General features: G+C 72.3%; 27 protein-coding genes and 1 pseudogene. 13 read left to right on the top strand and 15 right to left on the bottom strand.

Annotation, left to right across the window (positions count from 1 at the left end):
- Nucleotides 1-33: 33 nt before the first annotated feature.
- The 4 genes from DMB42_RS36445 to metH all read right to left on the bottom strand — a co-directional run bounded on the left by DMB42_RS36445 (nt 34) and on the right by metH (nt 6,029).
- Nucleotides 34-1,032, bottom strand: a complete 999-nt coding sequence (locus tag DMB42_RS36445; RefSeq protein ID WP_125642578.1) for an ABC transporter permease — start codon at nt 1,030-1,032, stop codon at nt 34-36.
- A 276-nt stretch (nt 1,033-1,308) separates the two neighbouring features.
- Nucleotides 1,309-1,806, bottom strand: coding sequence for a cellulose synthase (locus tag DMB42_RS36440; RefSeq protein WP_125642575.1), 498 nt, complete (start codon nt 1,804-1,806; stop codon nt 1,309-1,311).
- 93 nt (nt 1,807-1,899) lie between these two features.
- A complete protein-coding gene (locus DMB42_RS36435) occupies nt 1,900-2,544 on the bottom strand; it encodes an HAD family phosphatase (RefSeq protein ID WP_125642572.1) in 645 nt (214 codons plus the stop codon).
- 20 nt (nt 2,545-2,564) lie between these two features.
- Nucleotides 2,565-6,029, bottom strand: a complete 3,465-nt coding sequence (gene metH / locus DMB42_RS36430; protein WP_125642569.1) for a methionine synthase — start codon at nt 6,027-6,029, stop codon at nt 2,565-2,567.
- A 281-nt stretch (nt 6,030-6,310) separates the two neighbouring features.
- Here metH and DMB42_RS36425 point away from each other — a divergent pair, with 281 nt between their 5' ends.
- The gene (locus tag DMB42_RS36425) at nt 6,311-7,165 is read left to right on the top strand and encodes a PAC2 family protein (RefSeq protein WP_125642566.1); all 855 of its coding nucleotides are present in this window, start codon (nt 6,311-6,313) and stop codon (nt 7,163-7,165) included.
- A gap of 226 nt (nt 7,166-7,391) precedes the next feature.
- Entirely contained in the window at nt 7,392-7,883 is a 492-nt protein-coding gene (locus DMB42_RS36420; protein ID WP_125642563.1) for a hypothetical protein, read from the top strand.
- On the opposite strand, the gene DMB42_RS36415 is transcribed toward DMB42_RS36420, so the two are convergent.
- The gene (locus DMB42_RS36415) at nt 7,784-8,605 is read right to left on the bottom strand and encodes a sirohydrochlorin chelatase (RefSeq protein WP_125642559.1); all 822 of its coding nucleotides are present in this window, start codon (nt 8,603-8,605) and stop codon (nt 7,784-7,786) included. The genes DMB42_RS36420 and DMB42_RS36415 overlap by 100 nt on opposite strands.
- The gene (locus DMB42_RS36410) at nt 8,602-9,777 is read right to left on the bottom strand and encodes a uroporphyrinogen-III synthase (protein WP_125642862.1); all 1,176 of its coding nucleotides are present in this window, start codon (nt 9,775-9,777) and stop codon (nt 8,602-8,604) included. The genes DMB42_RS36415 and DMB42_RS36410 overlap by 4 nt, the downstream gene beginning before the upstream one ends.
- A 308-nt stretch (nt 9,778-10,085) precedes the next feature.
- Between DMB42_RS36410 and DMB42_RS36405 the strand changes: the two genes are divergently transcribed.
- On the top strand, nt 10,086-10,550 hold the full coding sequence (locus DMB42_RS36405) for a peptide deformylase (protein ID WP_229824449.1): 465 nt from the start codon (nt 10,086-10,088) through the stop codon (nt 10,548-10,550).
- Here the strand turns inward: DMB42_RS36405 and DMB42_RS36400 are convergent.
- The 3 genes and pseudogenes from DMB42_RS36400 to DMB42_RS36390 form a co-directional block, all read right to left on the bottom strand.
- Nucleotides 10,486-10,770 (bottom strand): WhiB family transcriptional regulator, encoded by a 285-nt coding sequence (locus DMB42_RS36400; protein ID WP_221762519.1) that lies wholly within the window; start codon nt 10,768-10,770, stop codon nt 10,486-10,488. The genes DMB42_RS36405 and DMB42_RS36400 overlap by 65 nt on opposite strands.
- Nucleotides 10,771-10,803: 33 nt before the next feature.
- Nucleotides 10,804-11,365: pseudogene (locus DMB42_RS56460) on the bottom strand (glycosyltransferase family 4 protein).
- Nucleotides 11,362-11,955, bottom strand: coding sequence for an HAD-IIIA family hydrolase (locus tag DMB42_RS36390; RefSeq protein ID WP_125642554.1), 594 nt, complete (start codon nt 11,953-11,955; stop codon nt 11,362-11,364). The pseudogene DMB42_RS56460 and the gene DMB42_RS36390 overlap by 4 nt, the downstream one beginning before the upstream one ends.
- A gap of 172 nt (nt 11,956-12,127) precedes the next feature.
- Between DMB42_RS36390 and DMB42_RS36385 the strand changes: the two genes are divergently transcribed.
- The 8 genes from DMB42_RS36385 to DMB42_RS36350 are packed head-to-tail and all read left to right on the top strand — an operon-like array spanning nt 12,128 to nt 19,937.
- Nucleotides 12,128-13,759, top strand: a complete 1,632-nt coding sequence (locus tag DMB42_RS36385) for a carbamoyltransferase C-terminal domain-containing protein (RefSeq protein ID WP_125642551.1) — start codon at nt 12,128-12,130, stop codon at nt 13,757-13,759.
- Complete coding sequence (locus tag DMB42_RS36380) at nt 13,756-14,793, top strand: glycosyltransferase family 2 protein (protein WP_125642549.1); 1,038 nt, start codon at nt 13,756-13,758, stop codon at nt 14,791-14,793. The genes DMB42_RS36385 and DMB42_RS36380 overlap by 4 nt, the downstream gene beginning before the upstream one ends.
- Nucleotides 14,790-15,938: a glycosyltransferase family 9 protein gene (locus DMB42_RS36375; RefSeq protein WP_125642547.1), complete on the top strand. Its 1,149-nt coding sequence runs from the start codon at nt 14,790-14,792 to the stop codon at nt 15,936-15,938. The genes DMB42_RS36380 and DMB42_RS36375 overlap by 4 nt, the downstream gene beginning before the upstream one ends.
- On the top strand, nt 15,935-17,122 hold the full coding sequence (locus DMB42_RS36370) for a glycosyltransferase (RefSeq protein ID WP_125642544.1): 1,188 nt from the start codon (nt 15,935-15,937) through the stop codon (nt 17,120-17,122). Before DMB42_RS36375 ends, DMB42_RS36370 begins: the two co-directional genes overlap by 4 nt.
- A 2-nt stretch (nt 17,123-17,124) precedes the next feature.
- Complete coding sequence (locus DMB42_RS36365; RefSeq protein WP_396984724.1) at nt 17,125-17,544, top strand: adenylyltransferase/cytidyltransferase family protein; 420 nt, start codon at nt 17,125-17,127, stop codon at nt 17,542-17,544.
- 13 nt (nt 17,545-17,557) lie between these two features.
- Nucleotides 17,558-18,115: an SDR family oxidoreductase gene (locus tag DMB42_RS36360; protein WP_125642541.1), complete on the top strand. Its 558-nt coding sequence runs from the start codon at nt 17,558-17,560 to the stop codon at nt 18,113-18,115.
- Nucleotides 18,106-18,978, top strand: a complete 873-nt coding sequence (locus tag DMB42_RS36355; protein WP_125642538.1) for a glycosyltransferase family 9 protein — start codon at nt 18,106-18,108, stop codon at nt 18,976-18,978. The genes DMB42_RS36360 and DMB42_RS36355 overlap by 10 nt, the downstream gene beginning before the upstream one ends.
- Nucleotides 18,975-19,937, top strand: coding sequence for a UDP-glucuronic acid decarboxylase family protein (locus DMB42_RS36350; RefSeq protein WP_125642525.1), 963 nt, complete (start codon nt 18,975-18,977; stop codon nt 19,935-19,937). Before DMB42_RS36355 ends, DMB42_RS36350 begins: the two co-directional genes overlap by 4 nt.
- A 148-nt stretch (nt 19,938-20,085) precedes the next feature.
- On the opposite strand, the gene mshC is transcribed toward DMB42_RS36350, so the two are convergent.
- Genes mshC through DMB42_RS36325 form a run of 5 tightly spaced genes read right to left on the bottom strand, consistent with a single transcriptional unit; the run spans nt 20,086 to nt 23,993 of the window.
- Nucleotides 20,086-21,303 carry a cysteine--1-D-myo-inosityl 2-amino-2-deoxy-alpha-D-glucopyranoside ligase gene (gene mshC, locus DMB42_RS36345; RefSeq protein ID WP_125642523.1) on the bottom strand — a complete coding sequence of 406 codons (1,218 nt, stop codon included), beginning with the start codon at nt 21,301-21,303 and terminating at the stop codon, nt 20,086-20,088.
- On the bottom strand, nt 21,300-21,956 hold the full coding sequence (locus tag DMB42_RS36340; RefSeq protein WP_125642521.1) for an NRDE family protein: 657 nt from the start codon (nt 21,954-21,956) through the stop codon (nt 21,300-21,302). The genes mshC and DMB42_RS36340 overlap by 4 nt, the downstream gene beginning before the upstream one ends.
- Before the next feature lie 31 nt (nt 21,957-21,987).
- Nucleotides 21,988-22,752: an SCO1664 family protein gene (locus DMB42_RS36335; RefSeq protein WP_125642518.1), complete on the bottom strand. Its 765-nt coding sequence runs from the start codon at nt 22,750-22,752 to the stop codon at nt 21,988-21,990.
- Nucleotides 22,749-23,297, bottom strand: coding sequence for a DUF3090 domain-containing protein (locus DMB42_RS36330; protein WP_125642515.1), 549 nt, complete (start codon nt 23,295-23,297; stop codon nt 22,749-22,751). Before DMB42_RS36330 ends, DMB42_RS36335 begins: the two co-directional genes overlap by 4 nt.
- Before the next feature lie 9 nt (nt 23,298-23,306).
- Complete coding sequence (locus DMB42_RS36325) at nt 23,307-23,993, bottom strand: histidine phosphatase family protein (protein ID WP_125642512.1); 687 nt, start codon at nt 23,991-23,993, stop codon at nt 23,307-23,309.
- Between the two features lie 145 nt (nt 23,994-24,138).
- Here DMB42_RS36325 and DMB42_RS36320 point away from each other — a divergent pair, with 145 nt between their 5' ends.
- Nucleotides 24,139-25,086: an aldo/keto reductase gene (locus DMB42_RS36320; RefSeq protein WP_125642509.1), complete on the top strand. Its 948-nt coding sequence runs from the start codon at nt 24,139-24,141 to the stop codon at nt 25,084-25,086.
- A gap of 127 nt (nt 25,087-25,213) precedes the next feature.
- Nucleotides 25,214-26,062: a hypothetical protein gene (locus DMB42_RS36315; RefSeq protein ID WP_125642506.1), complete on the top strand. Its 849-nt coding sequence runs from the start codon at nt 25,214-25,216 to the stop codon at nt 26,060-26,062.
- Between the two features lie 7 nt (nt 26,063-26,069).
- Here the strand turns inward: DMB42_RS36315 and fabI are convergent, their stop codons facing one another.
- On the bottom strand, nt 26,070-26,834 hold the full coding sequence (fabI, locus tag DMB42_RS36310; RefSeq protein WP_125642503.1) for an enoyl-ACP reductase FabI: 765 nt from the start codon (nt 26,832-26,834) through the stop codon (nt 26,070-26,072).
- Nucleotide 26,835 lies beyond the last annotated feature (1 nt).

The following is a 26,835-nucleotide window of genomic DNA, read 5'->3' as shown; positions in this document are numbered from 1 at the left end:
TGAGAGAACTTGCGGATAACTACTCACGAGGCCTTATCGGGCCTTGGGATCGAAGGCGTCCCTGAGGCCGTCACCGAGCAGGTTGAACGCCAGCACGGTGATGAAGATCGCGAGGCCGGGGAAGATCATGAAGTTGGGCGCCACGTCGTAGTTGTGGACCGCCTCAGCCAGCATGCCTCCCCACGTGGGGGTCGGCGGCCGCACGCCCACGCCGAGGAAGGAGAGTGCGGCCTCGAACAGGATGTTCGACGGGATCAGCAGCGTCGAGTACACGAGGATCGGCGCGAGCAGGTTGGGCAGGATCTCCTTGAACAGGATGGTGTGGCTGCGCGCGCCGAGACTCCTTGAGGCGTCGACGAACTCCCGTTCACGCAGGGAGAGCGTCTGCCCGCGGATGATGCGCCCGATGTAGGGCCAGTTGAAGAAGCCGATGATGAAGACCAGCAGGCTGATCCTGAGGGTGTCACCCGACATGCCGAACGCCTTGTCGGGGATGACTCCCGCCAGCGCCAGCGCGAACACCAGCAGCGGGAAGGCGAGGAAGATGTCCATCAGGCGGGAGATGACGGTGTCGATCCAGCCGCCGAAGAAGCCGGCGATCATCCCGAGCACGGTGCCGATGACCACGCAGAGCAGGGTCGCGAAGAACGCGATCAGCAGCGAGATGCGGGCGCCGTACAGGATGCGGCTGAACAGGTCGCGGCCCGTGGTGGGTTCGACACCGAACAGGAAGTCCCAGCTCATGCCGCCGAAGGAGCCGATCGGCGCCTGAATCGCCGGATCGATCTTCTCGCGGTGCCACTCGGCCGGGTCGTGGCCGAACCACGACACCAGCAGCGGCGCGAAGATCGCCACGAGGATCAGCAGGATGATGACGATGCCGCCGATCATCGCGATGCGGTCGCGCTTGAGGCGCATCCAGGCGATCTGCCCGAGGGAACGCCCCCGGATGACTGAAGACTCCGCCCCCTCAAGAACGGTCTCCGGTCCGGCCTCGACGGCCGAGCCAGGAACATCGAGCGGTGCGGTCATGCCAGTGGCCCCCTGGATTCCAGACGACTGTCGTCCGTGTGGCGCGGTCCCGGGTCAGGGTAGTGCGCCCGTGCAAGGCGAGTCCGCAGAGTCGCGGCCCCAGGAGGCAGAATCTATGGCCTGAGCTGGTATGACCAGTCCCTCAGAGCTCGATGTGGCTTAACTGTGATTGACGCGAAACTTATTCGTATCGATCTTGATGTGAATGTCTACGGGCCGTCCCGGTTGGGTCTCGGAACTGTGACAATGCCGATCCCAGGCCGATTCTGTCCGAAATCAGCTGATGCCGCGGCGCTTCAGGAGCGCCTCGATGTCGGAGAAGTCATCGTCGTTCTTGGGGGTCTTCGGGGCCACCGCGGGCTGGGTCTTGTTCGCTACGGGCTGAACCGGCGGCTTCGCTCCCGGCCGCCCGGTGCCCGGCTGCTCCGTCGCCTGCCGCTCCGGATCGGCCTTCTTCCTACGGCCCGTCGACAACCTCCGGCCGCGCATGAACCCCGACACCACGAACAACACCGCGGCCAGACCCGCCACGGCCACCCCGGCCCACACCATCGGGTTGAGCACCAGCCCGGTGACGAACCCCACCGCGGTCGCCCCGATGGTCCACAGCGCGCCCAGCGCGCCCGTCAGATAGGCCGCCACCGGCAGCAGCGACCAGGCCGCCAGCCTCATCCCCGCCGCCGCGCCCCTGCGCCTGAAGGCCAGGAAGCTCAGCACCAGCCCTACCGCCGTCACCCCGCCGCACAGCGGCAACCAGGCGATCTGCTCGAACATTACGGCCGCCCCTCGTCTCGACTACGCCTTCCATCCTGGCACGCGAAACGCGGGGCGCCCCTCCTCCGGGAGGACCAGACGCCCCCTAGGGGATCAACCGGGAATCAACGCCCGCAGATCGTCCACGCCGACCTCGGCCAGCGAGGAGACCACCAGGCGGCCCGGAGCCGGCTCGACCGGCAGCAGGCTCGGGACGGCGACCACCGCGCAGCCCGCCGCCGTGGCGGCCGCGACGCCGTTGGGTGAGTCCTCGAGCACGACGCAGCGCACCGGCTCGACGCCGAGCAGCCCGGCGGCCTTGAGATAGGGCTCGGGGTCGGGTTTGGTGCGCTCGACGTCGCCGGCGGTGACGATGACGTCGAAGCGGTCCTTCCCGAAGCCCTTGAGCACGGCCTCGGCGATCTCCCGCATCGAGGAGGTCACCAGCCCGACCGGCACGCCCTCGTCACGCAGGGCGTCGAGCAGCTCGGCGGCCCCCGGCATGACGCGAACGCCCTGGGACAGGCGCTCGACCATGCCGGAGACCATCCACTCCTGCACCGTCAGCGGGGGCACGTCGGCCCCCGAGACGGCGAGCATGTAGTCGAGCGTGCGCTCCATGGACCCGCCGACGAGGTGGGCCTGGTGCTGCGGCGTCCACTGGGCGCCGAGCCTGGCCATCACCCCGGTCTCGATCTCCAGCCAGACCCGCTCGCTGTCGACGAGCAGGCCGTCCATGTCGAAGAAGACCGCTTCCACGTTGAGCCCCCGATGACGATCTAGACGTTGAAGTACTTGGCCTCGGGGTGGTGGGCGACCAGCGCCGAGGTGGCCTGCTCGGGGTGGAGCTGGAACTCCTCCGACAGGCTGACGCCGATGCGCCCCGGGTCGAGCAGCTCGAACAGCTGCCGCTGGTCCTCCAGGTTGGGGCAGGCCGGGTAGCCGAAGGAGTAGCGGCAACCCTTGATGTTGACCTTGAGCATGTCGTCGAGCGACTCCTGGCCGCCGATGCCCCACTCCGCGCGCACCCGGGCGTGCCAGTATTCGGCCAGCGCCTCGGTGAGCTGCACCGACAGGCCGTGGAGCTCCAGGTAGTCGCGGTAGGCGTCCTTGGCGAACAGCTCGGCCGTGGCCTGGGAGATCTTGGCGCCCATGGTGGCCACCTGGAAGCCGACCACGTCGACCTCGCCGGAGCCCTTCGCGCGGAAGAAGTCGGCCAGGCACAGGTGGCGGTCGCGGCGCTGGCGCGGGAAGGTGAAGCGGGTGCGCTCGTTGCCGTCGTCGCCGAGGATGATCAGCGAGTCGCCGTCGCTGACGCACGGGAAGTAGCCGTAGACGACGGCCGCCTCCAGCAGGCCCTCGGTCTGCATGCGCTCCAGCCACATGCGCAGCCTGGGCCGGCCCTCGGTCTCGACCAGCTCGTCGTAGCCTGGGCCGTCGCCGCCCCTGGTGGGCTTGAGGCCCCACTGGCCCAGGAACAGGGCGCGCTCGTCGAGGAAGGCGGCGTACTCGGCCAGCGAGATGCCCTTCACGACGCGGTCGCCGTGGAAGGGCGCGGCCGGCACCGGGTTGTCGGCGGCCACGTCGGAACGCGCGGGCAGCTCCTCGACCGGGGTGCGCTGGAGCACCGCGCCGGTCTTGACGCGACGCTCGCGCAGCGGCGGCAGCGTGGCGCCCTCGACGCCGCGCTTGACGGCCATGAACGAGTCCATCAGCCGCAGCCCCTCGAACGCGTCGCGGGCGTAGCGCACCTCGCCCTCGAACAGCTCGGCGAGGTCCTGCTCGACGTAGGCGCGGGTGAGCGCGGCGCCGCCGAGCAGCACCGGATAACGCTCCGACAGGCCCCTGGAGTTCATCTCCTCCAGGTTCTCCTTCATGATGACCGTCGACTTCACCAGCAGCCCGGACATGCCGATCACGTCGGCCCGCTGCTCGTCGGCGGCCTCCAGGATGGCCGACACCGGCTGCTTGATGCCGAGGTTGACCACCTGGTAGCCGTTGTTGGACAGGATGATGTCGACGAGGTTCTTGCCGATGTCGTGCACGTCGCCCTTGACCGTGGCCAGCACGATGCGGCCCTTGGTCTCGCCCTCGAGGCGGTCCATGTGGGGCTCGAGGTAGGCCACGGCGGCCTTCATCACCTCGGCCGACTGCAACACGAACGGCAGCTGCATCTGGCCGGAGCCGAACAGCTCGCCGACCGTCTTCATGCCGTCGAGCAGCACCTCGTTGATGATCTCCAGCGCGGGCCGCTGGTAGAGGGCGTCGTCGAGGTCGGCCTCCAGGCCCTTGCGCTCGCCGTCGATGATGCGCCGCTTGAGCCGCTCCCACAGCGGCAGCGCGGCCAGCTCCTCGGCCTTGCCGGCGCGCATCGCCGCGGCGTCGACGCCCTCGAACAGGTCCATGAAACGCTGCAGCGGGTCGTAGCCCTCGCGGCGGCGGTCGTAGACCATGTCGAGCGCGACCTGGCGCTGCTCGTCGGGGATGCGGGCCATCGGCAGGATCTTGGAGGCGTGCACGATGGCCGAGTCGAGGCCGGCGTTGACGCACTCGTTGAGGAACACCGAGTTGAGCACCATGCGGGCGGCCGGGTTGAGGCCGAAGCTGATGTTGGACAACCCCAGCGTGGTCTGCACGCCCGGGTAGCGGCGCTTGAGCTCGCGGATGGCCTCGATGGTCTCCAGGCCGTCGCGCCTGGTCTCCTCCTGGCCGGTGGCGATGGGGAAGGTCAGGCAGTCGACGATGATGTCCTCGACGCGCATGCCCCAGTTGCCGGTCAGGTCCTCGATGAGGCGGGAGGCCACGCGCACCTTCCAGTCGGCGGTGCGGGCCTGGCCCTCCTCGTCGATGGTCAGCGCGACGACCGCGGCGCCGTGCTCGTGCACCAGGCGCATGATCTTCTGGAAGCGGGAGTCGGGGCCGTCGCCGTCCTCGTAGTTGACGGAGTTGACGGCCGCGCGGCCGCCGAGCATCTCCAGGCCGGCCTTGAGCACGGCGGGCTCGGTGGAGTCGAGCATGATCGGCAGCGTGGAGGCCGTGGCGAAGCGGAAGGCCAGCTCCTTCATGTCGGCCACGCCGTCGCGGCCGACGTAGTCGACGCACAGGTCGAGCATGTGGGCGCCGTCGCGGGCCTGGTCGCGGGCGGTCTCGACGCAGTCGTCCCAGCGGCCCGCCAGCATCGCCTCGCGGAAGGCCTTGGAGCCGTTGGTGTTGCAGCGCTCGCCGATGGCCAGGTAGGAGGTGTCCTGGCGGAAGGGGACCGTCTGGTAGAGGGAGGAGGCGCCGGGCCCGGGGTGGGGGCGCCGGGCGGCGACCTCCTTACCGCGCACCCGCTCGACCACCTGGCGCAGGTGCTCGGGGGTGGTGCCGCAGCAGCCGCCGACCAGGGACAGGCCGTAGTCGCGGGCGAAGGTCTCGTGCGCGTCGGCCAGCTCCTGCGCCGACAGCGGATAGTACGCGCCGTCGGAGGTGAGCACCGGCAGGCCCGCGTTGGGCATGCACGACAACTTGAGCCGGGAGTGGCGGGCGAGGTAGCGCAGGTGCTCGCTCATCTCGGCCGGGCCGGTGGCGCAGTTGAGGCCGACGATGTCGACGCCGAGCGGCTCGATCGCGGTGAGCGCGGCGCCGATCTCGGAGCCGAGCAGCATCGCGCCGTTGGTCTCGATGGTCACCTGGGCGATGATCGGGACGTCCCGGCCGGCCGCCTCGACGGCCCGCTTGGCGCCGATGACGGCGGCCTTGACCTGGAGCAGGTCCTGGCAGGTCTCGATGATCAGCGCGTCGGCGCCGCCCGCGATCAGGCCGGCGGCGTTGTCGCGGTAGGCGTCGCGCAGGCTCCGGTAGGGCAGGTGGCCCAGGGTCGGCAGTTTGGTGCCGGGGCCCATCGAGCCGAGGACGAAGCGCGGCTGGTCGGGCGTCGACCAGTGGTCGGCCCGCTCGCGGGCGATGCGGGCGCCGGCCTCGGAGTACTCGAAGACGCGCTCGCCGATGTCGTACTCGCCGAGCGCGGCCAGGTTGGCGCCGAAGGTGTTGGTCTCGACGCAGTCGACGCCGACGGCGAAGTAGGCGTCGTGCACGCCCTGGACGATGTCGGGACGGGTGACGTTGAGGACCTCGTTGCAGCCCTCGTGACCCTCGAAGTCGTCGAGCGTGGGGTCCTGGGCCTGGAGCATCGTGCCCATAGCCCCGTCGGCCACGATCACGCGCTGGGACAACACTTCTCGGAAGGACGGGGAGATGCTCATGCCGTAGAGCTTATCGGCTGCGCCTCGACGGCTTATTCTTCGTCCTGTCAATTGACACCGCGTCCAATAGGGATCGGGGGGGCGGGGCGGCGCCTTTCACGATGATCCGCTGGGGGCGAACGAGCAGGAGGGGTGAGAGGGGTGGTACGGGGGGATAGTGGCGTGGTGGGCTGGGCGAAAGGGGTGGCGCGGGTGGCTCGGTTCGTTCGCGGGGAGATCGGTGACGCCGACGCCTGCTTACCGCATAGGCTTAGCGCGATGAGGGAGAGAGGAGGCGACACGTGATCGAGCTCGAAGGGCTCCCCGAGCTCGTCGACCCGGTGCTCATTGCCGCGTTCGAGGGCTGGAACGACGCGGGCGAGGCTTCCAGCGGTGTGATCGCCCATCTCGAGTCGTCCTGGAAGGCCGAGCCGCTGATCTCACTCGACCCCGACGACTATTACGACTTCCAGGTCACCCGTCCCGTCGTGGAGATGGGCGACGGGCTGACCCGGTCCATCGTGTGGCCGACGACGCGGTTGTTCCACGCGCGCCCGCCCGGCAGCGAGCGCGACGTCGTGCTGCTGCGCGGCATCGAGCCCAACATGCGCTGGCGTTCGTTCTGCGCCGACATCATCGCAGTCTGCCGGGAGCTGGGCGTCGAGCTGGCGGTGATGCTGGGGGCGCTGCTCAACGACTCGCCCCACACCCGCCCCGTGCCGATCCTCGGCGGCGCCACCGACGAGGCGCTCGCCCGTTCGACCAACCTTGAGCTGAGCCGCTACGAAGGGCCGACCGGCATCGTCGGCGTGCTCCAGCACGCCTTCGGCGAGGCCGGGCTCGACGCGATCTCCCTGTGGGCCTCGGTCCCCCACTACGTCGCCCAGCCGCCCAACCCGAAGGCCACCCTCGCGCTGCTGCGCCGCATGGAGGACGTGCTGGAGATCCCGATGCCCCTCGGCGACCTCGACGAGGAGGCGCGGGCCTGGGAGCGCGGCGTCGACGAGCTCGCCTCGCAGGACAGCGAGGTGGCCGAGTACGTCAAGGAGCTGGAGGAGCGCAAGGACGCGGCCGAGCTGCCGGAGGCCAGCGGAGACGCCATCGCCGCCGAGTTCGAGCGTTACCTGCGGCGCCGGGACCGCGACACCGACAGCTGACTCTCCACCGCTAAACCCCACATTTTCGGAAATTTCGAGTCATAATCAGGGTTCGTACAAGATTTCCTCAAGCTGGCGCTCCGACTCCAGGTCTCCGTGAGACCTGGACCACCGGCTTCGTACCGTGATGCCTGTCCTATCGACCGCGCACGTTAGGCACGCCATGGCGACTTCGCAAGTCGATCCGCACCAGAGAAGTCAGGACACCAGACGTCGCATCCTGGAGATGGCCCGATCCGTCAGGGAGGACCGCACCGGCGGTTCCGTGGACCGCTTCCTCGCCCTGCTGCAGGACCGTCTGCCGTTCTGGCTGAGCATTCTGCACGATCTGTCGCACCGCGTCGGGAAAGGACGCGTGGCGGACAACCTCCTGCCCGTCGCCCGGGCGGGCATCGACTACTACATGGAGGTGCAGGGCGCGGCGCTGCCCGCGTTCACCTCCCCTGATGTGACGGTGCGCTTCCGCGCGGCCGTACGCGACACCGGGCTCGGGCCGAGCACCGAGGTCGCGCCGCTGGCCGCCTATCTGGCCGCCGAGCAGCGGCTGGGCCGGGTGGGGCCCGAGGTCGACCCGGAGGCGAGCGCCCGGCTGCTGATCGCGGGCTGCTTCCACCATGCCTACATCGAGATGTTCGTGGGCGCGGACGCCGGTCCCTCGCGGGCGCCGTGCGCGGTGGAGATCGTCCGGGAGCTGCGGCTGGAGCCCGTCCACGCCTGACCTCCGGAAGTCCGGCGGTTCTGCCTCTGACGTTCGAGTGCCTGCTCGAAGCGGTGCCAGATCAGGGTGGCCACGGCGGGGTCGGGGCCGAGCGGGCCGCTGACCAGGTCGGCGCCCGCGGCAGCCAGACGGTCGTGGAAGAAGCCGGGCGCCAGCACGTACGAGGCGACCGCCACCCGGCCGCCGGGCCGTCCCCTGGTCGTACGAACCGCCGCCACCGCCTCGGACAGGGACGGCGTGCCCGCCGAGGCGAACGCGGCCGTGACGGGACGCGACAGCCGTACCGCGAGACGACGGGCCGCGGCGCGTACGTCGGCCAGCGCCGCCGGGTCGGACGAGCCCGCCGCGCCCAGGACGACCGCGTCCGTCCCGCGCAGCCCCGCGCGGTCCAGGGCACGGGCCAGCGCCGAGGTGAGCAGGCGGTGCGGGCCCAGCCAGGGGGCGACGAGCGCGTCCGGGCGGCGGGCGGCGATCACCTCGGGCAGGTCCACGTGGACGTGGTAGCCACCGGCCAGCAGCAGCGGCACGACCACCAGGGGGCCGGGCACCTCCGGCAGGACGTCGGCGAGGAGCGGGGCGCTGATCTCCAGGTGGCCCAGCTCGACGCGGTGCCCGGGACGGGCCCGGCGGACCGAGCGGAGCAGCGCCGACAACGTCCGCTCCCCCGCGGCGCTGCGCGTGCCGTGCGCGGCCAGCACCAGCGAAGGCGGGAGGACGCTCACCGGGCCGCTGGGAAAGGCTCGTGGGGGCAGGCCAGGCGGTAGCCGCGTTTGACGACGGTCTCGACGATGCCGCCCGGCCCCAGGGCGCGGCGCAGGCGGGTGACGGCCATCTCCACGGCGTGCTCGGCCGAGTCGCGGGTGGTGGTGCCGGGCAGCACCGTACGCAGGTCCGCGCGGGAGACCACGTGACCGGGCTTGTCGGCCAGGCGTTTGAGCACCGCCATCGGGGCGGGCAGCAGCGGGCGCAGCTCGCCGTCCACGACGGCGGCGTGGCCGCGGATCTCCAGACGGTGCCCGCCCGCCGTCAGCCGGGTGACGCCGTGCTCGGGCAGGTGCCGGGCCAGGACGCGGGCCAGCGCGCCCAGGCGGGAGCGGTCCGGCAGCAGGGTCCGTACGCCCCGGGAGGCCAGCGGCTCGGCCGTCACCGTACCCACGCACGCGGCCACGACGGGCCCGCAGAACGCCGCCAGCAGCGCGTCCTCCAGCCCGTCGGACCGGGCCGTGGCGAGCATGGCGTGGACGGCGGGCGCGCTGGTGAACGCCACGGCGTCCACCGCGCCGGAGACGGTCTGGCTGATCAGCCGGCGCAGCGGCGAGATGTCGCGGTAGGGCAGCCACCGGTAGACCGGGATCTCGATCACCTCGGCCCCGGCCCCGCGCAGGTCGGCGACGAAATCGGTGAGCGGCTCGCCGTGCTGCTGCACCGCGATGCGGCGGCCGCGCAGGTCCTGGGCGAGCAGGTACTCCTTGACCTCGTCGCAGGACTCGGTGGCGGGCGTCCAGTGGTCGGTCAGCCCGGCGGCCCGTACGGCTCCCCTGGCCTTGGGGCCGCGCGTGAGCAGGCGGGCCCGCGTGAGGTGGTCGCCGAGGTCGGCGGACAGACCCCATCCTTCGGCGGCGGCCATCCAGCCGCGGAAGCCGACGCCGGTGGTGACGACCACGTCGTCCAGGGGGGCCTGGAGGGTGAGCCGGGTGGCGGCGAGCAGGTCGGCGTCCTCGGCCAGGGGCACCAGGCGGATCGCGGGGGCGCTGACGACGCGGGCCCCGCGCCGTTCGAGCAGCGCGCCGAACTCCTCACGCCGCCGGGTGGCCGTCACCCCGATCGTGAACCCCGCCAGCGCGTCGGGCGCCGTCTCCGGGGACGTGCCCTCCGTGAGCCGCCGGGCCGCCATGGGCCTGGCCGGGGACGTACCAGGAGGCGGGTCTTCGTCCGGGGGAAGTGCGGTCATGCCGGTACCTCCAGGTGGTCGGCCCGGCCCGGCCGGGCCCCGAGCGCCCGGCCGGTCATCACAGGCGCGTACGACACGAGTGAGATCACCCTCCGATACTGCTTTCGGGGGGTTTCACCTCTGGGTCTCCTCTGTTACCGCTGTGCTACAAGGCCCGCGCTTCAGGGTTGAGGGGACACGGCGACGGGAACCGTTCCGCATGACGATCACGGCGTTTCGGGGAGTTGCGGGTGACGGTCCGGCCTATTCGTGTGTTCGACGATCCGGTGCTCCGTGTGGTGTCGGAGCCGGTCCACGACTTCGACCGGGAGCTGCGGCGCCTGGTGAAGTCCATGACGCTCACCCTGCGGGCGGGAACCGGCCGGGCCGGGTTGTCGGCTCCGCAGATCGGCGAGCCGGTGCGGGTGCTGGTCTACTCCTACGAGGGCCGGTCGGGCCACCTGGTCAACCCGCGGCTGGAGTTGTCGGAGCGGCGGATCACCGCCGACGAGGCGTGCCTGTCGGCGCCGAGCGTCTGGCGTCCGCTGGAACGCTCCTACATGGTCACGGCGCGCGGCCGGGACATGTTCGGCAAGCCGGTGACACTACGGGCGCTGGGCGTGCTGGCGAGGGTGCTGCAACACGAGGCCGACCATCTCGACGGGGTGCTGTTCAGCGACCACTTCGAAGCTGAGGAGCGGGAACGCTTCCTCGCCGAGGTCCTCCAGCCGAGCTGAGCTCACGCCGCTGTTCGGGGTCGGTGCCACCCCACACTCCGTGCGCCTGCCTGGTGTCCAGCGCGTACTCCAGGCACGGCTGTCGTACGGGGCATCGGCCGCACACCGTCTTGGCCTGCTCGACCTGCGAGCGGCTCGGGCCCTCGACCGAGATCGGGAAGAACAGTTCGGGGTCCTGCTCCAGGCAGGCGGCCCTGCGTGACCAGCTGAGCATCATCATCATGCTCATCGCGCCTACCCATGCCTTCCGGCGTCATACCTCCGCCGGCAGCCGGTCCCAGTCCTTCAGGAACCTGGGCAATCCGTACCGGGCCAGGGCGGCGGCGCGCGCGGCCTTGCCCGCCTGGGCGGCGCGTTCGGGATCGGCGACGTGCCTTGGTCGTGGCCGGCGCGACGACCGGCATGCCGAGGGTCATGGCCTCGACGAGGGCCAGGCCCAGCGACGTCCAGCGGTAGGGGTGCAGGTAGGCGCGCCTGCGGGCCGGCGCGGCGTGCATGACGTGCTGCGGCAGGTCCTCGTAGGCGCCGTACGGCAGGCCCGCCACCTTCATGCCGAACACGTCCAGCGGCACGCGCCCGGCGAAGCGCGGCAGCAGGTCGATCTCGTGCGGACGCTGGTGGACGACCACGTCGACCGGCTCGTCGCGGAGCCGGTCGTAGGGGACCTCGCGGACGTTGTCCGGCCAGTCGTAGGTGGCCGCGCGCCCGCGGCCGTCGGCACCTCGTCCGGGGACGAGCGGAAGTGTGTAGTCGTGACCTCCCCTGATGAAGGCACTGGTCCACGATCCGTGGACGTGCCAGATGAGGATGTTCACCAACGGCTCCAGCCCATGGCCCTGGCCCAGGGCGCGGACGCGGCCGCCGCCACGGGCGCCTCGGGCGCGCTCAGCACCCGCTCGACCACGTCGGCCAGGTCCTCGGCGACCTCGACGGCCTGCGCGATCTCCGCCTCCAGCGTCTGCAGGGTCGGTACGAGGATGCCCCGGGCCCCCGCGGCCCTGGCCGCCTCCATGTCCCGGCCGATGTCGCCGACCACGACGCAGTCGCGCGGGCTGACGTCGAGGACGGCGGCCGCCCGGATCACCAGCCCCGGCGCCGGTTTGCGGCAGGTGCAGCCGTCGGCGTCGTCGTGCACGCAGATGGCCCACGCGTCGAACGGCCCGAGCAGTTCCTCGACCCTGGCGTTCACCTGGTCCATCTCGTCCGGCGAGAGCAGGCCCTTGGCCACTCCGGACTGGTTGGTGACCACCGCGACGGGCACGTCGGCCCGGCGGAGCCTGCCCAGCGCCTCGATCGCGCCCGGCATGGGCTCCACGAGGCGGGGGTCTCCGTTGTACGGCACGTCTTTGATCAAGGTTCCGTCCCGGTCGAAGAGGACGGCCCCGGGACGTCGCTTTTCGAACACCTCTCACCTCCGTCGCGTGTCCGGCAGCTACCCGGCCCTCCGACCGGCAAACAATTACACAGAGTGACCATATCTGGGTTGATTTGCCCGTTTTCGCGTCTCCCAAGGTGGAGGCAGGTTTGAGAGCCGCTTCTCTCGGTAGCGGTTCCCGGCATCTGCGGGGGAGGAATCGATGAAGTTTCTCGGCATCAACGCGATCTTCCACGATCCGGCGGCGGCCCTGGTCGTCGACGGGAAGATCGTGGCCGCGGCGGAGGAGGAACGTTTCAGCCGCCGGAAGCACGGCAAGCGGCCGCTGGCGTTCTCGGCGTGGGAGCTGCCCGAGCAGGCCGCCGCGTGGTGCCTGCGGGAGGCGGGCCTCGCCCCGGAGGACCTGGACGCCGTGGCCTACTCCTACGACCCGGCCCTGGTGGTCCAGCGGCCCGAGTGCGACTGGGAGGACCTGCGCACCGAGTACGCCGTCCGGGCGCCGGCGTTCCTGGCGACCGCCCTGCCGGGCCTGGACCCCGGGCAGGTCTCGTACGTGCCGCACCACGTGGCCCACGCCGCCTCGGCGGGCCTGGCCTCGCCCTGGCGCGACTGCGCGGTGCTGGTGTGCGACGGGCGCGGCGAGAACGTCTCCCACCTCGCCGGCCGCTACCGTGACGGCGAGCTGGAGGTGCTGGCCACGCAGGAGCTGCCGCACTCGCTCGGCCTCATGTACGAGGACGTCACCCAGCACCTGGGCTTCCCGCGCTCCAGCGACGAGTACAAGGTCATGGCCATGGCCTCCTACGGCCGGCCGCGCCACCTGGAGTCGCTGCGCGAGATCGTCCACACGACCGGCGACGGCGGCTTCCGCGTCGAACCGGTCGACTGGAACGTCTACGTCAAGGCCCTGGCCGCGGGCGAGCCCTGGACCTCCGACCACGCCGACCTGGCCGCCAGTGTGCAGGCCCGGCTGGAGGAGGTGCTGCTGGAGCTGGCCGGCTGGCTGTACGAGCGCACCGGCGAACGACGGCTCGCGCTGGCCGGCGGCGTCGCGCTCAACTGCGTGGCCAACACCAGGCTGCTCGCCGAGGGGCCGTTCGAGGAGGTGTGGGCCCAGCCGGCCGCCGGCGACTCCGGCACGGCGCTGGGCGGCGCGCTGCACCTGGCCCAGGCCCACGGCGAGCCGGCCGGTCCCATGCCGGGCGCGGCGCTCGGGCGGGGGTTCACCGACGAGGAGCTGGCCGCCTTCCTGGACGTGGCGCGGGTGCCGTACACGCGGCCCGCGGACCTGGGCGCGGCGGTGGCGGCCGAGCTGGCCGCCGACCGGATCGTGGCCTGGTTCCAGGGCCGGGCCGAGTACGGGCCGCGGGCGCTCGGGCAACGGTCGCTGCTGGCCCATCCGGGGCACGCGCGCAACACCGAGCGGCTCAACGACGTCAAGGGGCGCGAGCAGTTCCGGCCGACCGCGCCCATGGTGCTGGAGTCCAGGGCGCCGGAGATCTTCGGGCGGGGGCCGGTGCCCTCGCCGTACATGCTGTTCGTGCACGACGTACGCGATCCGTGGCGGGAGCGGATCCCGGCGGTGGTGCACGTGGACGGCACGGCGCGCATCCAGACGATCTCGCCGGACGCCGATCCGCTGATGACGCGGGTGCTGACCGAGTTCGAGGCGCGGACGGGGTTGCCGGTCGTGGTCAACACCAGCCTGAACACCGCCGGCCGGCCGATGGCCGACGATCCCCGTGACGCGCTGGAGTGCTTCGGCTCCTCGCCGGTGGACGTGCTGGCGCTGGGGCCGTACCTGGTGCGGCGCGGGGAGGTGTTCGGCTCGTGATCACCGTGGTGATCCCCACCGTCGGCCGTGCCACGCTGCGCAGGACGCTGGCGGCCGTGGGCTCGGCGGCGCCCGTGATCGTGGTCGACGACCGGCGGGCGGGCGCCGGCGAGCTGGAGCTGCCCGGTCACGTACGGGTCGTGCGCTCCGGCGGCCGTGGCCCGGCCGCGGCGCGCAACGCGGGCTGGCGGGCCGCCGGGACACCCTGGGTGGTGTTCCTCGACGACGACGTCGTCCCCGGGCCCGGGTGGGCCGAGGCGGTCAGGAAGGACCTGGCGGACCTGCCCGACGACGTGGCGGGCAGCCAGGGCCGCATCGAGGTGCCGCTGCCGGGCGGGCGGCGGCCCACCGACGCCGAGCGGAACACGGCGGGGTTGTCGAGGGCGTCGTGGGTGACGGCCGACATGGCCTACCGGCGTTCGGCGCTGGAGCGGATCGGCGGGTTCGACGAACGGTTCCCCAGGGCCTACCGGGAGGACGCCGACATCGCGCTGCGGGTGGAACGGGCGGGACACCGGCTGGTCGTGGGCGAGCGGGTGACGGCGCATCCGGTGCGCGAGGACGGGTTCTGGGCCGGCGTGCGCTTCCAGCGCGGCAACGCCGACGACGCGCTGATGCGGCGGCTGCACGGGCCGCGGTGGCGGCGCGACATCGGCGGCTCCGGCGGCAGGCTGCGGCGGCACGCCGTCACCTCGGCCGCCGGGCTCGCGGCGACGTCCCTCGTCCTGGCCGCGCCCCTGACCCGCGCCCCCGCCACGCCCCGCCCACCCGCTTCGGCCCGCCTGCTCGCCATGCCCCGGACCCGCGTGCTCGACGGGGGCTGGCGGGAGCACGGCGGGTGGCGGGTGTTGCCGGTGCTGGCCGCGGTCGCCGGGGCTCTGTGGGCCGCGATGACCGCCGAGTTCGCCTGGCGGCGCATCGCCCCGGGGCCGCGTACGGCGCGCGAGGTGTGGCGCATGGTCGTCACCAGCCTGGTGATCCCGCCGGTCGCCTGCGTGCACCGGCTCCGGGAGGAATGGAAGTGGCGGCGATGAGACGTCGCAGGCCGGCGCCGCCGTGCGGCCGGGCCCGTACGAACGCCGGGAAGGGACGTAAGCACGGCAAGGCCGCCGAGGCCGCCCCGGAGGAGAAGGCCGGCAGCGGCGGCGGCCGCGGGCGCGTCCTGGTGGCGCGGCTCGACGACGCCGGGGACGTCCTGCTGGCCGGTCCCGCCACACGTGCCGTGCGCACGCTCGCCGGCGAGCTGGTCTTCCTGGCCGGCCCGAACGGCAGGGCGGCCGCCGAGCTGCTGCCCGGCGTGGACCGGGTGATCGAGTGGCGGGCGCCGTGGATCGGCCACTCCCCCGCGCCCGTGTCCAACGCCCAGGTGGCCGACCTGGTCGCCCGGGTCAAGGGCGTGGACGAGGCGCTGATCCTCACCTCCTTCCACCAGTCGGCGCTGCCGCTGGCCCTGCTGCTGCGGCTGGCCGGCGTACGGCGGATCTCCGCGATCAGCAACGACTACCCCGGCGCCCTCCTGGACGTGCGGCACGTCGTGGACGAGACGCTCGACGTGCCGGAGCCGGAGCGCATGCTGGCCGTCGCGCGGGCGGCCGGGTTCGATCTGGCACCCGGCGATGACGGCAAACTGGCTGTTCGGCGGCCCTTGCCGGATATAGGCCCGAAAACCGGGCACCTTCTAGGCGTCGGCGCCGCTGCCGACGAACGCGCGTACGTCGTGGTGCATCCAGGGACGTCAGCCCCCGCCAGAACGTGGCCGGCCGAGAGGTGTCGGCAGGCCGTCAGGGAGCTGGTGGACGACGGGCACCGGGTCGTCGTGACCGGCACAGAACGTGACCTCACCGCCTACGTGGCCGGCGACGTGGCAGCCGACCTCGGAGGCGGGACCACGCTCGCCGAACTGGCCGCCGTGCTCGAACGGGCCAGCGTGCTCGTGGCCGGCAACACCGGTCCCGCGCACCTGGCCGCGGCGGTCGGCACACCGGTCGTGAGCCTGTTCGCCCCGGTCGTCCCCGCCGCTCGATGGGCCCCGTACGGCGTGCCAACGGTGTTGCTCGGCGACCAGCAGGCGCCCTGTCGAGGAAGCAGGGCGCGCACCTGCCCGGTGGCCGGGCACCCGTGCCTGTCCATGGTGACCAGTGAGCAGGTGGTCAAGGCAGTGAGGGAGCTGGCGCAGTGAAGGTCGATCTCATCTCAGAGCACGCCGACCCGCTGGCGGCGATCGGCGGCGTGGACGCGGGCGGGCAGAACGTCCACGTCGCGCACCTGGCCGTCGCCCTGGCCGAGCGAGGGCACACGGTCGTCGTCCACACCAGGCGCTCGTCGGAGTCGCAGCCGGACACGGTGACCATGGCGCCCGGCGTCACGGTCGAGTACGTCAGGGCGGGGCCGGCCGCGGTCGTGCCGAAGGACGAGTTGCCGCCGTACATGCCCGAGTTCACCGAACGCCTGGCCGAGCGGTGGGCGGCGAACCCGCCGGACGTGGCCCACGCGCACTTCTGGATGAGCGGCCAGGCGGCGTTGCAGGCCGCCGATGGCGTGCCGGTGGTGCAGACCTTCCACGCGCTCGGGACCGTCAAGCGGCGCTGGCAGGGCGAGGCCGACACCAGCCCGGCCCATCGCGTCGAGACCGAGCGCGAGATCGGCAAGCGGGCCGACGCGGTGCTGGCCACCTGCGGCGACGAGGTGGGCGAGCTGTGCGCGATGGGCGTCCCGGAGCGGCGCGTCACGGTGGTGCCCTGCGGGGTGGACCTGACGTCGTTCTGCCCGGAGGGGCCGGTCGCGCCGCGCGCGGGCGCCAAGGTGGTGCTCAGCATCGGCCGCATGGTGGCGCGCAAGGGCGTGGACACCGTGATCGCCGCGCTGCGCCAGCTCCCGGACGCCGACCTGGTGATCGCCGGCGGCGGCCAGGACGACGAGGAGACCGGCCGGCTGCGCGAGCTGGCCGCGGCGTACGGGCTCCAGGACCGGGTGCACCTGATCGGCAGCGTGCCGCGCGCGCGGGTGCCCGCGCTGATGCGCGCGGCCGACGTCTTAGTGACCGTGCCCTGGTACGAGCCGTTCGGGATGGTCCCGCTCGAGGCGATGGCCTGCGGCGTACCTGTGGTGGCCTCGGCGGTCGGCGGCCACCTGGACACGGTCGCGGGCTGCGGCGTGCTGGTCCCGCCGCGCCGCCCGCGGGCGCTGGCCAGGGCGCTGCGCGACGTGCTCGGCGACCCGGACCGGCGCGCGGCGCTGGGGGCCGCGGGGGCCCGGCGCGCCCGTGAGCGGTACGGCTGGTCCCATATCGCCGAGCGCACCGAGGCGGTGTACACGCAGGTCATCGACGGCAAGCTCTGCCGACTGGCGGCTCTCGGGGGTTGATCATGGACAGTCATCTCGAAAGGCTCTGGAACACACTGGAGAAGGTCGATGACCACGCGGCCACCATCCGCGTCCGGGGCGGGAAGCTCACCCGCGCGCAGGGCGGCCGGCTGATCGCCACGGGCGGCTGTTTCGACCTGTTGCACGCGGGGCACGTGAGCCTCCTGCGACGGGCCAGGGCGCTCGGCGACGCTCTCGTCGTCTGCGTCAACTCCGACGACTCGGTGCGCAGGCTGAAGGGCTCGTCCAGGCCCGTCGTCGACGCGCGTGACCGGGTCGAGGTGCTGCGGGCGCTGAGCTGCGTGGACGCGGTCCTGGTGTTCGAGGAGGGGAGGTCCTGCCCGAGTCACGGGCCCTGCAGCGGCTGGGCGCGGAGTTCGTCGCGCTCAGCACGCTGCCGGGACGTTCGACCAGCAATCTGATCAGGGAGATCCAGTGAATGTTCTGATCACCGGGGGAGCCTCGGGACTCGGCCTGGCCACCGCCGAAGCGGTCGAGAAGGAGGGCTGGCGCGCGCTCGTGGTGGACGTACGCGAGCCGGACCAGCGCTTCGACCACGTCACTGCCGACCTGGCCGACCGCGGCCAGGCCGAACGGGCGGTGCGCGAGCTGGCCGAGCGGGCCGGCGGCCTGGACGCCGTGGTGACCGCGGCCGGGATCGACGCCTGCGGACGGCTGGAGGACGTGCCCGCCGACGACTGGGAGCGGGTGATCCAGGTCAACCACCTCGGCACGGCCGCCGTCGTACGGGCGGCGCTGCCGTACCTGAAGCGCAGCCGCGGCAAGGTGGTCACCTGCGCCCTGCTGATCCCGGGCGGCATGCGGACGAGCTTCTTCGACGGCCGTCCCGACCAGTACGAACCGGGCCCGGAGGCGGGGCTGAACGACCCCGCCGACGTCGCCCAGACCGTCGTGTTCGCGCTGCGGCAGCCGGCCGACTGCGAGGTCAGGGAGCTGGTCGTCCGCCCCTCCACGGAGACGTCATGGCCCTAGAACTGCTGGCGCTGCGCGGGCTCGGCCTGGGCGATCTGCTCACGGCCGTCCCCGCGCTGCGGGCCCTGCGCCAGTCGTTCCCCCGGCACCGCATCACCTTGGCGGCGCCCCGGTCCCTCGCGGCCCTGCTGCCGCTGACCGGCGCGGTGGACGACCAGGTGGACGTGTGCGGGCCGGGGCCGGTGCCGTTCGAGCGGGCCGACATCGCGGTCAACCTGCACGGCAGCGGGCCGCAGAGCATCGAGGCGCTGCGGGCCGGCGACCCGGGCCGGCTGATCAGCTTCGGCGTCGGCCCGCCCTGGCAGGACGGCGTGCACGAGGTGCGACGCTGGTGCGGCCTGCTGGAGTGGCACGGCATCCCGGCCGACCCGGCGGACCTGACGCTCGGCATCTCCGACCGGACCGGGCCCGTGATCGTGCATCCGGGCGCCGCCTACCCGGCGCGGCGCTGGCCGCCCGAACGGTTCGCCGAGGTGGCGGCGGCGCTGGACGACGTGGTCGTCACCGGCAACGCCGAGGAGGTGCCGATCGCCAGGAGGGTCGCCGAGCTGGCCGGGCTGCCCGAGGAGCGCGTGCTGGCCGGGCGCACCTGCCTGGCCGACCTGATCGACCTGGTCAGCAGGGCCAGGCTGGTGGTCTGCGGCGACACCGGGGTCGCGCACCTGGCGACGGCGTTCTGCGTGCCGTCGGTGGTGCTGTTCGGCCCGGTCCCGCCGTCGGAGTGGGGCCCGCCGCCCGGATGGCGGCACGTGGCCCTGTGGGCCGGCCACAAGGGCGACCCGCACGGCCAGCGCCCGGACCCCGGCCTGCTGAAGATCGAGGTGTCCGAGGTCGTCGACGCAGCTCTGGAGGTCACGTCATGAAGGCTCTGGTCACCGGCGGGGCCGGCTTCCTCGGCTCCTACCTGTGCGAACGCCTGCTGGCCGAGGACGCCGAGGTCATCTGCATGGACAGCTTCCTGACCGGTGGCCCGCGCAACGTCGAGCACCTGCTGGACAACCCGGCCTTCCGGCTCATCGAGAGCGACCTGACCGGGTACGTGCACGTGCCCGGCCGGGTGGACCTCGTCCTGCACTTCGCCTCGGCCGCCTCGCCGGCCGACTACCTGCGCTACCCGATCGAGACGCTGCGGGTGGGCAGCGTGGGCACCCTGCACGCGCTCGGGCTGGCCAGGGAGAAGGGCGCCCGGTTCGTCCTGGCGTCCACCAGCGAGGTGTACGGCGACCCGCTGGAGCACCCGCAGAAGGAGACGTACTGGGGCAACGTCAACCCGGTCGGCCCGCGCAGCGTGTACGACGAGGCCAAGCGCTTCGCCGAGTCGCTGACCACCGCCTACCGCCACTCGCGCGGCACCGACACCGGGATCGTACGGATCTTCAACACCTACGGCCCGCGGATGCGCCCGTTCGACGGGCGGGCGATCCCCACGTTCATCCGGCAGTCGCTGAAGGGTGAGCCGCTCACCATCACCGGCGACGGCTCCCAGACCAGGTCCGTCTGCTACGTCGACGACACCGTCTCGGGCATCCTGGCCATGGCCCGCAGCGACTTCCCCGGCCCGGTCAACATCGGCAACCCGGACGAGCTGACCATGCTGGAGCTGGCCGGCCTCGTCCGCGACCTGACCGGATCGGCCTCGGAGATCGAGTTCATCGACCGGCCCGCCGACGACCCGAAGGTGCGCAGGCCGGACACGACCCTGGCCGCCGAGCGGCTGGGGTGGCGGGCGGAGGTGCCCGCCCAGGAGGGCTTGCGGCGCACGATCGAGTGGTTCGCCGCGGAACTGGCGGCGGACGAGCGGTTGGAGGCGCTGCGCGTGTGACGGAGGGTGCCGAGGGATCGGCGGCTCCACGGGAGGTCGTGGGCCGGGCCGCGAAAGGCCCGGCCCACGACCGTGCCCGCCGTGCCCGCCGGGTCCGGCGCTCGCCGGCCGAGGACGGCGGTGGTTCTGCGGTGGGTCTGCGGTGGGTCTAGAGTGCGACGCCGAGCAGGGCGTCGGCCAGGTCCTTCACCAGGCCGGGGGACCGGGATCCCCCTTCGGCCAGGGCCCGCTCGGCCCAGGCGTCGATCGCGGCCAGCGCCCCCGGCGAGTCGAGGTCGTCGGCCAGCCGCTCGCGTACCGTGGCCAGCAGTTCGTCGGCCCCGGGCGCCCCGTCCAGCAAGACGGCCGAGCGCCACAGCGCGAGCCGGCGCTCGGCGTCGGCGAGCTGGCCGGGCGTGTACTCCCAGTCCTCGCGGTAGTGGTGGGCCAGCAGGACGAGCCGGACGGCCATCGGGTCGTGCTGCTGCCGCAGGCGGCTGACGAAGACCAGGTTGCCCTTCGACTTCGACATCTTCTCGCCGTCGAGCGCCACCATGCCCGCGTGCGTGTAGAACTTGGCGAACGGCCACTCCCCCGTCGCCGCGTGGCCCTCGGAGGCGCCGCACTCGTGATGGGGGAAGATCAGGTCGGAGCCGCCGCCCGCGACGTCGTAGCCGGCGCCCAGGTTGCGCAGCGCGATCGCGGTGCACTCGATGTGCCAGCCGGGACGCCCCCGGCCGAGGCTCGACTCCCAGGACGGCTCGCCCGGCCGCTCGGCCCGCCACAGCAGCCAGTCGAGCGGGTGGCGCTTGCCGGGCCGGTCGGGGTCGCCGCCGCGCTCGGCGGACAGGGCCAGCATCTCGGCCTCGCCGTAGCCGGACACCTGGCCGAACTTGGGGGCGTCGGCGACGTTGAAGTAGACGTCGCCGTCGAGATCGTAGGTGTAGCCCTTGGCGGCGAGCTGGGTGATCAGGTCGGCCACGTGGCCCACGACCTCCGTGACGCCCACGTACTCGCGGGGCGGCAGGATGCGCAGGGCCTCCATGTCGGTGCGGAACAACTCGATCTCGCGCTCGGCCAGGTCCTGCCAGTCGACGCCGGTCTGGGCGGCCCGTTCCAGCAGCGGGTCGTCCACGTCGGTGGCGTTCTGGGTGTAATGCACCTCGTGCCCGGCGTCCCGCCACATCCGGCCCACCAGGTCGAAGGCGTGGTAGGTGTTGGCGTGGCCGAGATGGGTGGCGTCGTAGGGGGTGATGCCGCAGACGTACATCCTGGCGGTGGGACCGGGGTCGGTCTGCCGCACCTGCTTGGTCGTCGTGTCGAAGAGACGCAGCGGAACGCTCTCACCTGGGAGCTTGGGGATGTTCTGGGCAGACCACGATCTCATGCCTTTGAGCCTATCCGTGCCGTAAGGTCCGTGAACTCGTAGGCGGCGTCGTCGTGCGCGAGGGTGACCCGCATCACCGACAGCGAGGCGAAGACCCGGCCGTCGGGCAGCGTGTGACGGATCAGGAGGGCGTCGGGCCGCGCGGAGTGGGCGCCCGTGATGAGCTCTCCCCAGTCGGCCGCGCTCGCGAAACGCGGCAGGTACGCCCGCACCCGCTCGGCGTCCGGGTCGAGGCCGGTGTTGACGACCATGCTGGTGCCCTCGGGCAGCGCCGAGTCCGTGAGGCGGTCGCCGTCCCAGCTGAACAGGCGCACCCCGGCCAGGTCGGCGAGGACGAGGTGGAAGGGGTCGTAGCGGGTCAGGTCGACGTCCGGCACCGCACCCGTGGACACCGCGTGCAGGGCCAGGTCGCCGCGGGAGATCCTGGTGGTCTCGGGGGCCTCCCGGCCGCGGCCGTTGAGCAGGGCGGCGGCGCGGCGGGCCGTCGGGGAGACGGCCATCCAGGTGCCGCCTCCCTTGAGGTCACGTCCGCCGATCACACCGGGGTGGTCGGGCCAGTGCTCCCCCGGCGCCTCCCAGGGGCGGTCGGTGAGCTCGTCCCGCACGCCCATGAGGGTCAGCGGCTCCCCGGTTCTCACGATCAACGTGCACATGCGGCAAAGGGTATAAAACCCCCGCGAGTCCTCAGATCGGGGGCCAGGGAACGGCGGGCCACCCCTCCGACGGATACGGGTGGACGCCGGTGTCCAGCAGCCGCCTGACCCGCCGCCAGGTGGCCTCCACCTCGGCCAGCGTGAGCAGCTCGCGCAGCCTGCGCCCCAGCGAGCCGGACTCCAGGTCGCGCTGCAGCTTGGCCAGCACCGCCACCGCCTCGCGGGCCAGCGGCTTGCCCCGCCACTGCCACAACACGGTACGCAGTTTGTCCTCGGCCGAGAAGCAGACGCCGTGGTCGACCCCGTAGACGTGGCCGGTCGGCAGCGGCAGCAGGTGACCGCCCTTGCGGTCGGCGTTGTTGACCACCGCGTCGAACACCGCCATCCGGCGCACCACCGGATTACGGCTCTTGACCAGCCGCATCAGGTCGATCTCGCGCTCGGTGTCGATCCAGAGCTGGCACATGCCGGGACCGAACGGGCCCTCGCGGTAGACGGTCGGCGGCACTATGCGCCAGCCGGTCGCCTGGGACACCTCGTACGCGGCCACCTCACGGGCGGCGAGGGTGCCGTCGGGGAAGTCCCACAGCGGACGCTCACCGCGTACGGGCTTGTAGACGCAGGCCGCGTTGCGCCCGCCGAGCTTGATCGAGCAGTAGAGGGTCATGTTGGTCGCCTCGACCAGGCGGCCGGCCACCTCCAGGCGCCCGTCGCGCAGCAGCGTGAGCGCCTCCTCCTCCTGCATCACGGGCGCATGTGGCGGCTTGACGGCCGGTTCGCTCTCAGGAGCGGTCATGAAGCCGCCTCACCCCCGTGGTAGCCGTTGAGTCGGACGCAGACATGGCCTTCGGCGTCGAGGGGCTGCCCGCACAGGGGACAGGGAGGCCGGCCCGCCGCCACGATCCGGAGCGCCCTGCGGGTGAAGGCGCGCGCGGTCCCGGCGCTGATCCGCACCCGCAGCACGGCCGGGTCGGGACTGTCGAGGTCGTCCTCGTCGATGACCTCCTGGGCCTCGATCACCACCTGGGACTTGTCGGCGTCCCAGGCCAGTGCCATGGTGCCGACCCGGAAGTCCTCCGAGACCGGCACGTCGAGGGGAGCGTCGTCGGCCAGGTCGGCCGGGGCCAGCGCGGGCACGTGCGCGGTGCCCCCGCTGAGGCGCAGGACCTCGTCGAGCAGCTCGTCGAGCCTGCCTGCGAGCGCGGCCACCTGCAGCTTCTCCAGCGCCACGGTGGTCAGTCTGCCCTCGGCCCTGGCCTGCAGAAAAAAGACCCGCGCGCCCGGCTGCCCCAGGGCGCCGGCGACGAACCTCTCCGGTGGGTCGTAGTCGAAGACCGGCATAGCCTGACCTTACGTGGTCCCGGGTCCACCGCCGACGGCGGCATCGCTCCCGGTGATGTTTTCTCCCCCGTCTTTCTCCTCCGAATCCTCGGGCAACCGCAATTCCCCCATATCGTTAACCCTGAGAACAAAGGGACGCAAGGGGGCATAGCGAATGACGGTGAGAGCCGCAGGATCGGCCGTTATCCGCTGAAAATGATCGAGGTGGAGGCCCAGCGCGTCCGCCACGATGGCCTTGATGACGTCTCCGTGGGTGCACGCCAGGTAGACACCCTTCAACCCGAGGCGTTGATTCCACTCCCGGACCGCGGCGACCGCCCGATGTTGCATATCGGCCAGCGCCTCCCCTTCCGGAAATGTCACCGCGCTCGGATGCGCCTGCACGGTCTGCCACAGCGGCTCCTCGGCGAGCTCCTTGAGCGGCCGCCCCGTCCAGGTGCCGTAGCCGCACTCGATGAGCCGTTCGTCCACCCGCACCTGCGCCCCGCGTCCCTTGGCGACAGCCTCGGCGGTCTCGCGGCACCGTTCGAGCGGGCTGGAGACGATGGCGTCGAGCCGGACGCCGGCGACGCGCCCGGCCAGCGCCTCGGCCTGCGCCCGCCCCGCCTCGCTGAGATGCACCCCCGGGGTGCGCCCGGCCAGCACCGGCCCGGTGAGGTCGGTCAGCCCGTGGCGGGCCAGCAGAAGGGTCGTCACCCAGCAAGTGTCGCAGGCGCGGATCACCATGTTTCACCAACCTGTGAGAAATCTTCACCTCCGCCCGCTTTCATGGTCCTCACCAGGCAGGACATTGGTGCGGCGGACTGGCGGGCGGGCGTGTTCTTGGTAACCTGGCGGGATCATGGAGCAGCGCTACGTCGGCCGCAGCGGCCTGTCGGTGTCCCGGCTGGGGCTCGGCACGATGACCTGGGGCCGTGACACCGACGCGGACGAGGCGGCCGCCCAGCTCCGTGCGTTCCTCGACGCCGGGGGCACCCTCGTCGACACCGCCGACGTCTACACCGGCGGCGACTCCGAGCGGCTGCTCGGCCGCATGCTGCGCGACTCGGTGCCGCGCTCGGAGCTGGTGATCTCGACCAAGGCCGTCGTGACGCCCAACGGCCGCCGGCCGCGCGACGCCTCCAGGCGCCACCTGATCGCCGCCGTCGACGACTCGCTCAACCGGCTCGGCCTCGACTACGTCGACCTGTGGCAGCTCCACACCTACGACGCCGAGGTGCCGCTGGAGGAGACCCTGGCCGCCCTCGACGCGATCGTCTCCTCGGGCCGCGCCGTCTACGCCGGGGTGTGCGACTACGCGGGCTGGCAGCTCGCCGCCGCCGCGGTCACCCAGAAGTCGGTCCCCGGCCGCATCCCCATCACCTCGGCCCAGGTCGAGTACTCCCTGCTGGCCCGCGAGCCCGAGCGCGAGCTGCTGCCCGCCGCGGCCCACCTCGACGTCGGCGTGCTGGCCTGGTCGCCGCTCGGCCGGGGCGTGCTGACCGGCAAGTACCGCACCGGCATCCCGGCCGACTCCCGCGCCGCGACGCCGCACTTCGCCGACTTCGTCCGCCCCTACCTCGACGATCGCGGCCGCAGCGTGGTCGAGTCGGTCATGACCGCCGCCGACGGGCTCGGCGTCTCGCCGCTGGCGGTGGCGCTGTCGTGGGTGCGCGACCAGCGGGGGGTGGCCTCGGCGATCGTCGGGGCGCGTACGCACGCCCAGCTCAAGGGCATCCTGTCGGCCGAGGACGTCGTGCTCCCGATCGAGATCAGGGAGGCGCTCGATGACGTGTCCTCACTCGACTGACGCCGAACGAGAGACAGTCTCGCGTATCACTAGTCGATACCGAATCGCAACTTTACCGGGAAAAAGCCTGCGTCTGACGAGCGTTGTCCATAAAGATTTCCTCCGTAAGCAACGCAGGAGGGGACGGATGGGGAGCAGGACCGCGATCTCGGCCGGAGTGCTCGCGGTGGCGCTGGGGGCGATCCCGGCGGGGGCGCCGGCCGCGTCCGCCGCCGCCGCCCAGGACTGCACGCGCGACGGCGGCCTGCTCTCGGGGGTGACCAACACCCTGTGCGACGTCGTCGGCGCGCTCACGGGCACGGTCGACAACCTGACCGGCGGCGCGACCGAGGGGGTGACCAAGGGCGTCGAGGACACCACCGGCGACGTGCTCGGCACCGTCGGCGACGCCGTGCCGACGGGCCGGCCCGGCAAATCCTCCGACCCGGCCCGGCCCTCCCCCAGCCCCACCGGCACCGGTCTGGTGCCCGAGACGCTGAAGGACGTGTGCCTGCCGGTGCTGGCCTGCGACGACCAGGGCGTGCTCCAGACGCTGGCCCCGCGGCCCACCCCCACGATCTCGCCCGAGGCCGGGCGCCCGGAGCGGTCCGGGCGGCCCCGCGAGCGCACCGAGCAGGAGACCGCGCCGCTGCCGACGCAGCCGCCCACGCCACCGCGGAACAGGCCGTACATGATGGACGACGAGCGGCCGGTCACCGCCGAGGAGCCGACCGCCGACCCCGACGACTCGCGGGTGGAGCTGCTGTGGCCCAACCCGTTCGCGCGTGAGCTGGCCGTGCCGCTGCGCGATCAGCGGGTGGTGCGGCCCAGCCCGCCGGCCTCCGACGTGCTGGGCACGGTGCTGACGATCGTCCTGCTGGGATCGGCGGTGCTGGCCACCCGGATCGTGCAGCAGCGGCGGCACCGGGCCGAGCCGAGCGAGTCGATCCCGTTCGAGCCGGCCCCGGCGGGCAGCGGGCGGCACCGCCTGGCGTGAGGCGCCCTCAGCCGCCGATGGCGTGGGCGCCGCCGTCGACGTGCACGATCTCGCCCGTGGTGGCCGGGAACCAGTCGGACATGAGGGCCACGCACGCCTTGGCGGCCGGGACGGTGTCGGTGAGGTCCCAGCCCAGCGGCGAACGCTCCGGCCAGCTCTCCTCGAACTCCTTGAAGCCCGGGATCGACTTGGCGGCCATCGTACGCAGCGGACCGGCCGAGACCAGGTTGACCCGGATGTTGTGCTTGCCAAGGTCACGGGCGAGGTAGCGGCTGCACGACTCCAGGCCGGCCTTGGCCACGCCCATCCAGTCGTAGACCGGCCACGCCCTGGAGGCGTCGAAGTCGAGGCCGACGACCGCGCCGCCCTCCTTCATCAGCGGCAGGCACGCGACGGCCAGCGACTTGAACGAGTACGTGGAGATCTGCAGGGCGGTGGCGACGTCCTCCCACGGCGTGTTGAGGAAGTTGCCGCCCAGGGCGCTCTGCGGCGCGAACCCGATCGAGTGCACGACGCCGTCGAGCCCGTCGACGTGCTCGCCCACCCGGGCCGCCAGCGTGTCGAGCTGGTCGGTGTCGGCGACGTCGAGCTCCAGCACCGGCGGGGTCTGGGGCAGCCGCTTGGCGATGCGCTCGACCAGGCTCAGCCGGCCGAACCCGGTGAGCACCACCGTGGCGCCCTCCTCCTGGGCCAGCTTGGCCACCGAGAAGGCGATCGAGGCGTCGGTGAGCACACCGGTCACGAGGATCCGCTTGCCTTCGAGAATTCCCACG

Origin of the sequence: Nonomuraea sp. WAC 01424 (genome assembly GCF_003947315.1) — a bacterium.
Lineage (GTDB): Bacteria > Actinomycetota > Actinomycetes > Streptosporangiales > Streptosporangiaceae > Nonomuraea > Nonomuraea spiralis.
This window is presented reverse-complemented; position numbering and strand designations above follow the sequence as displayed.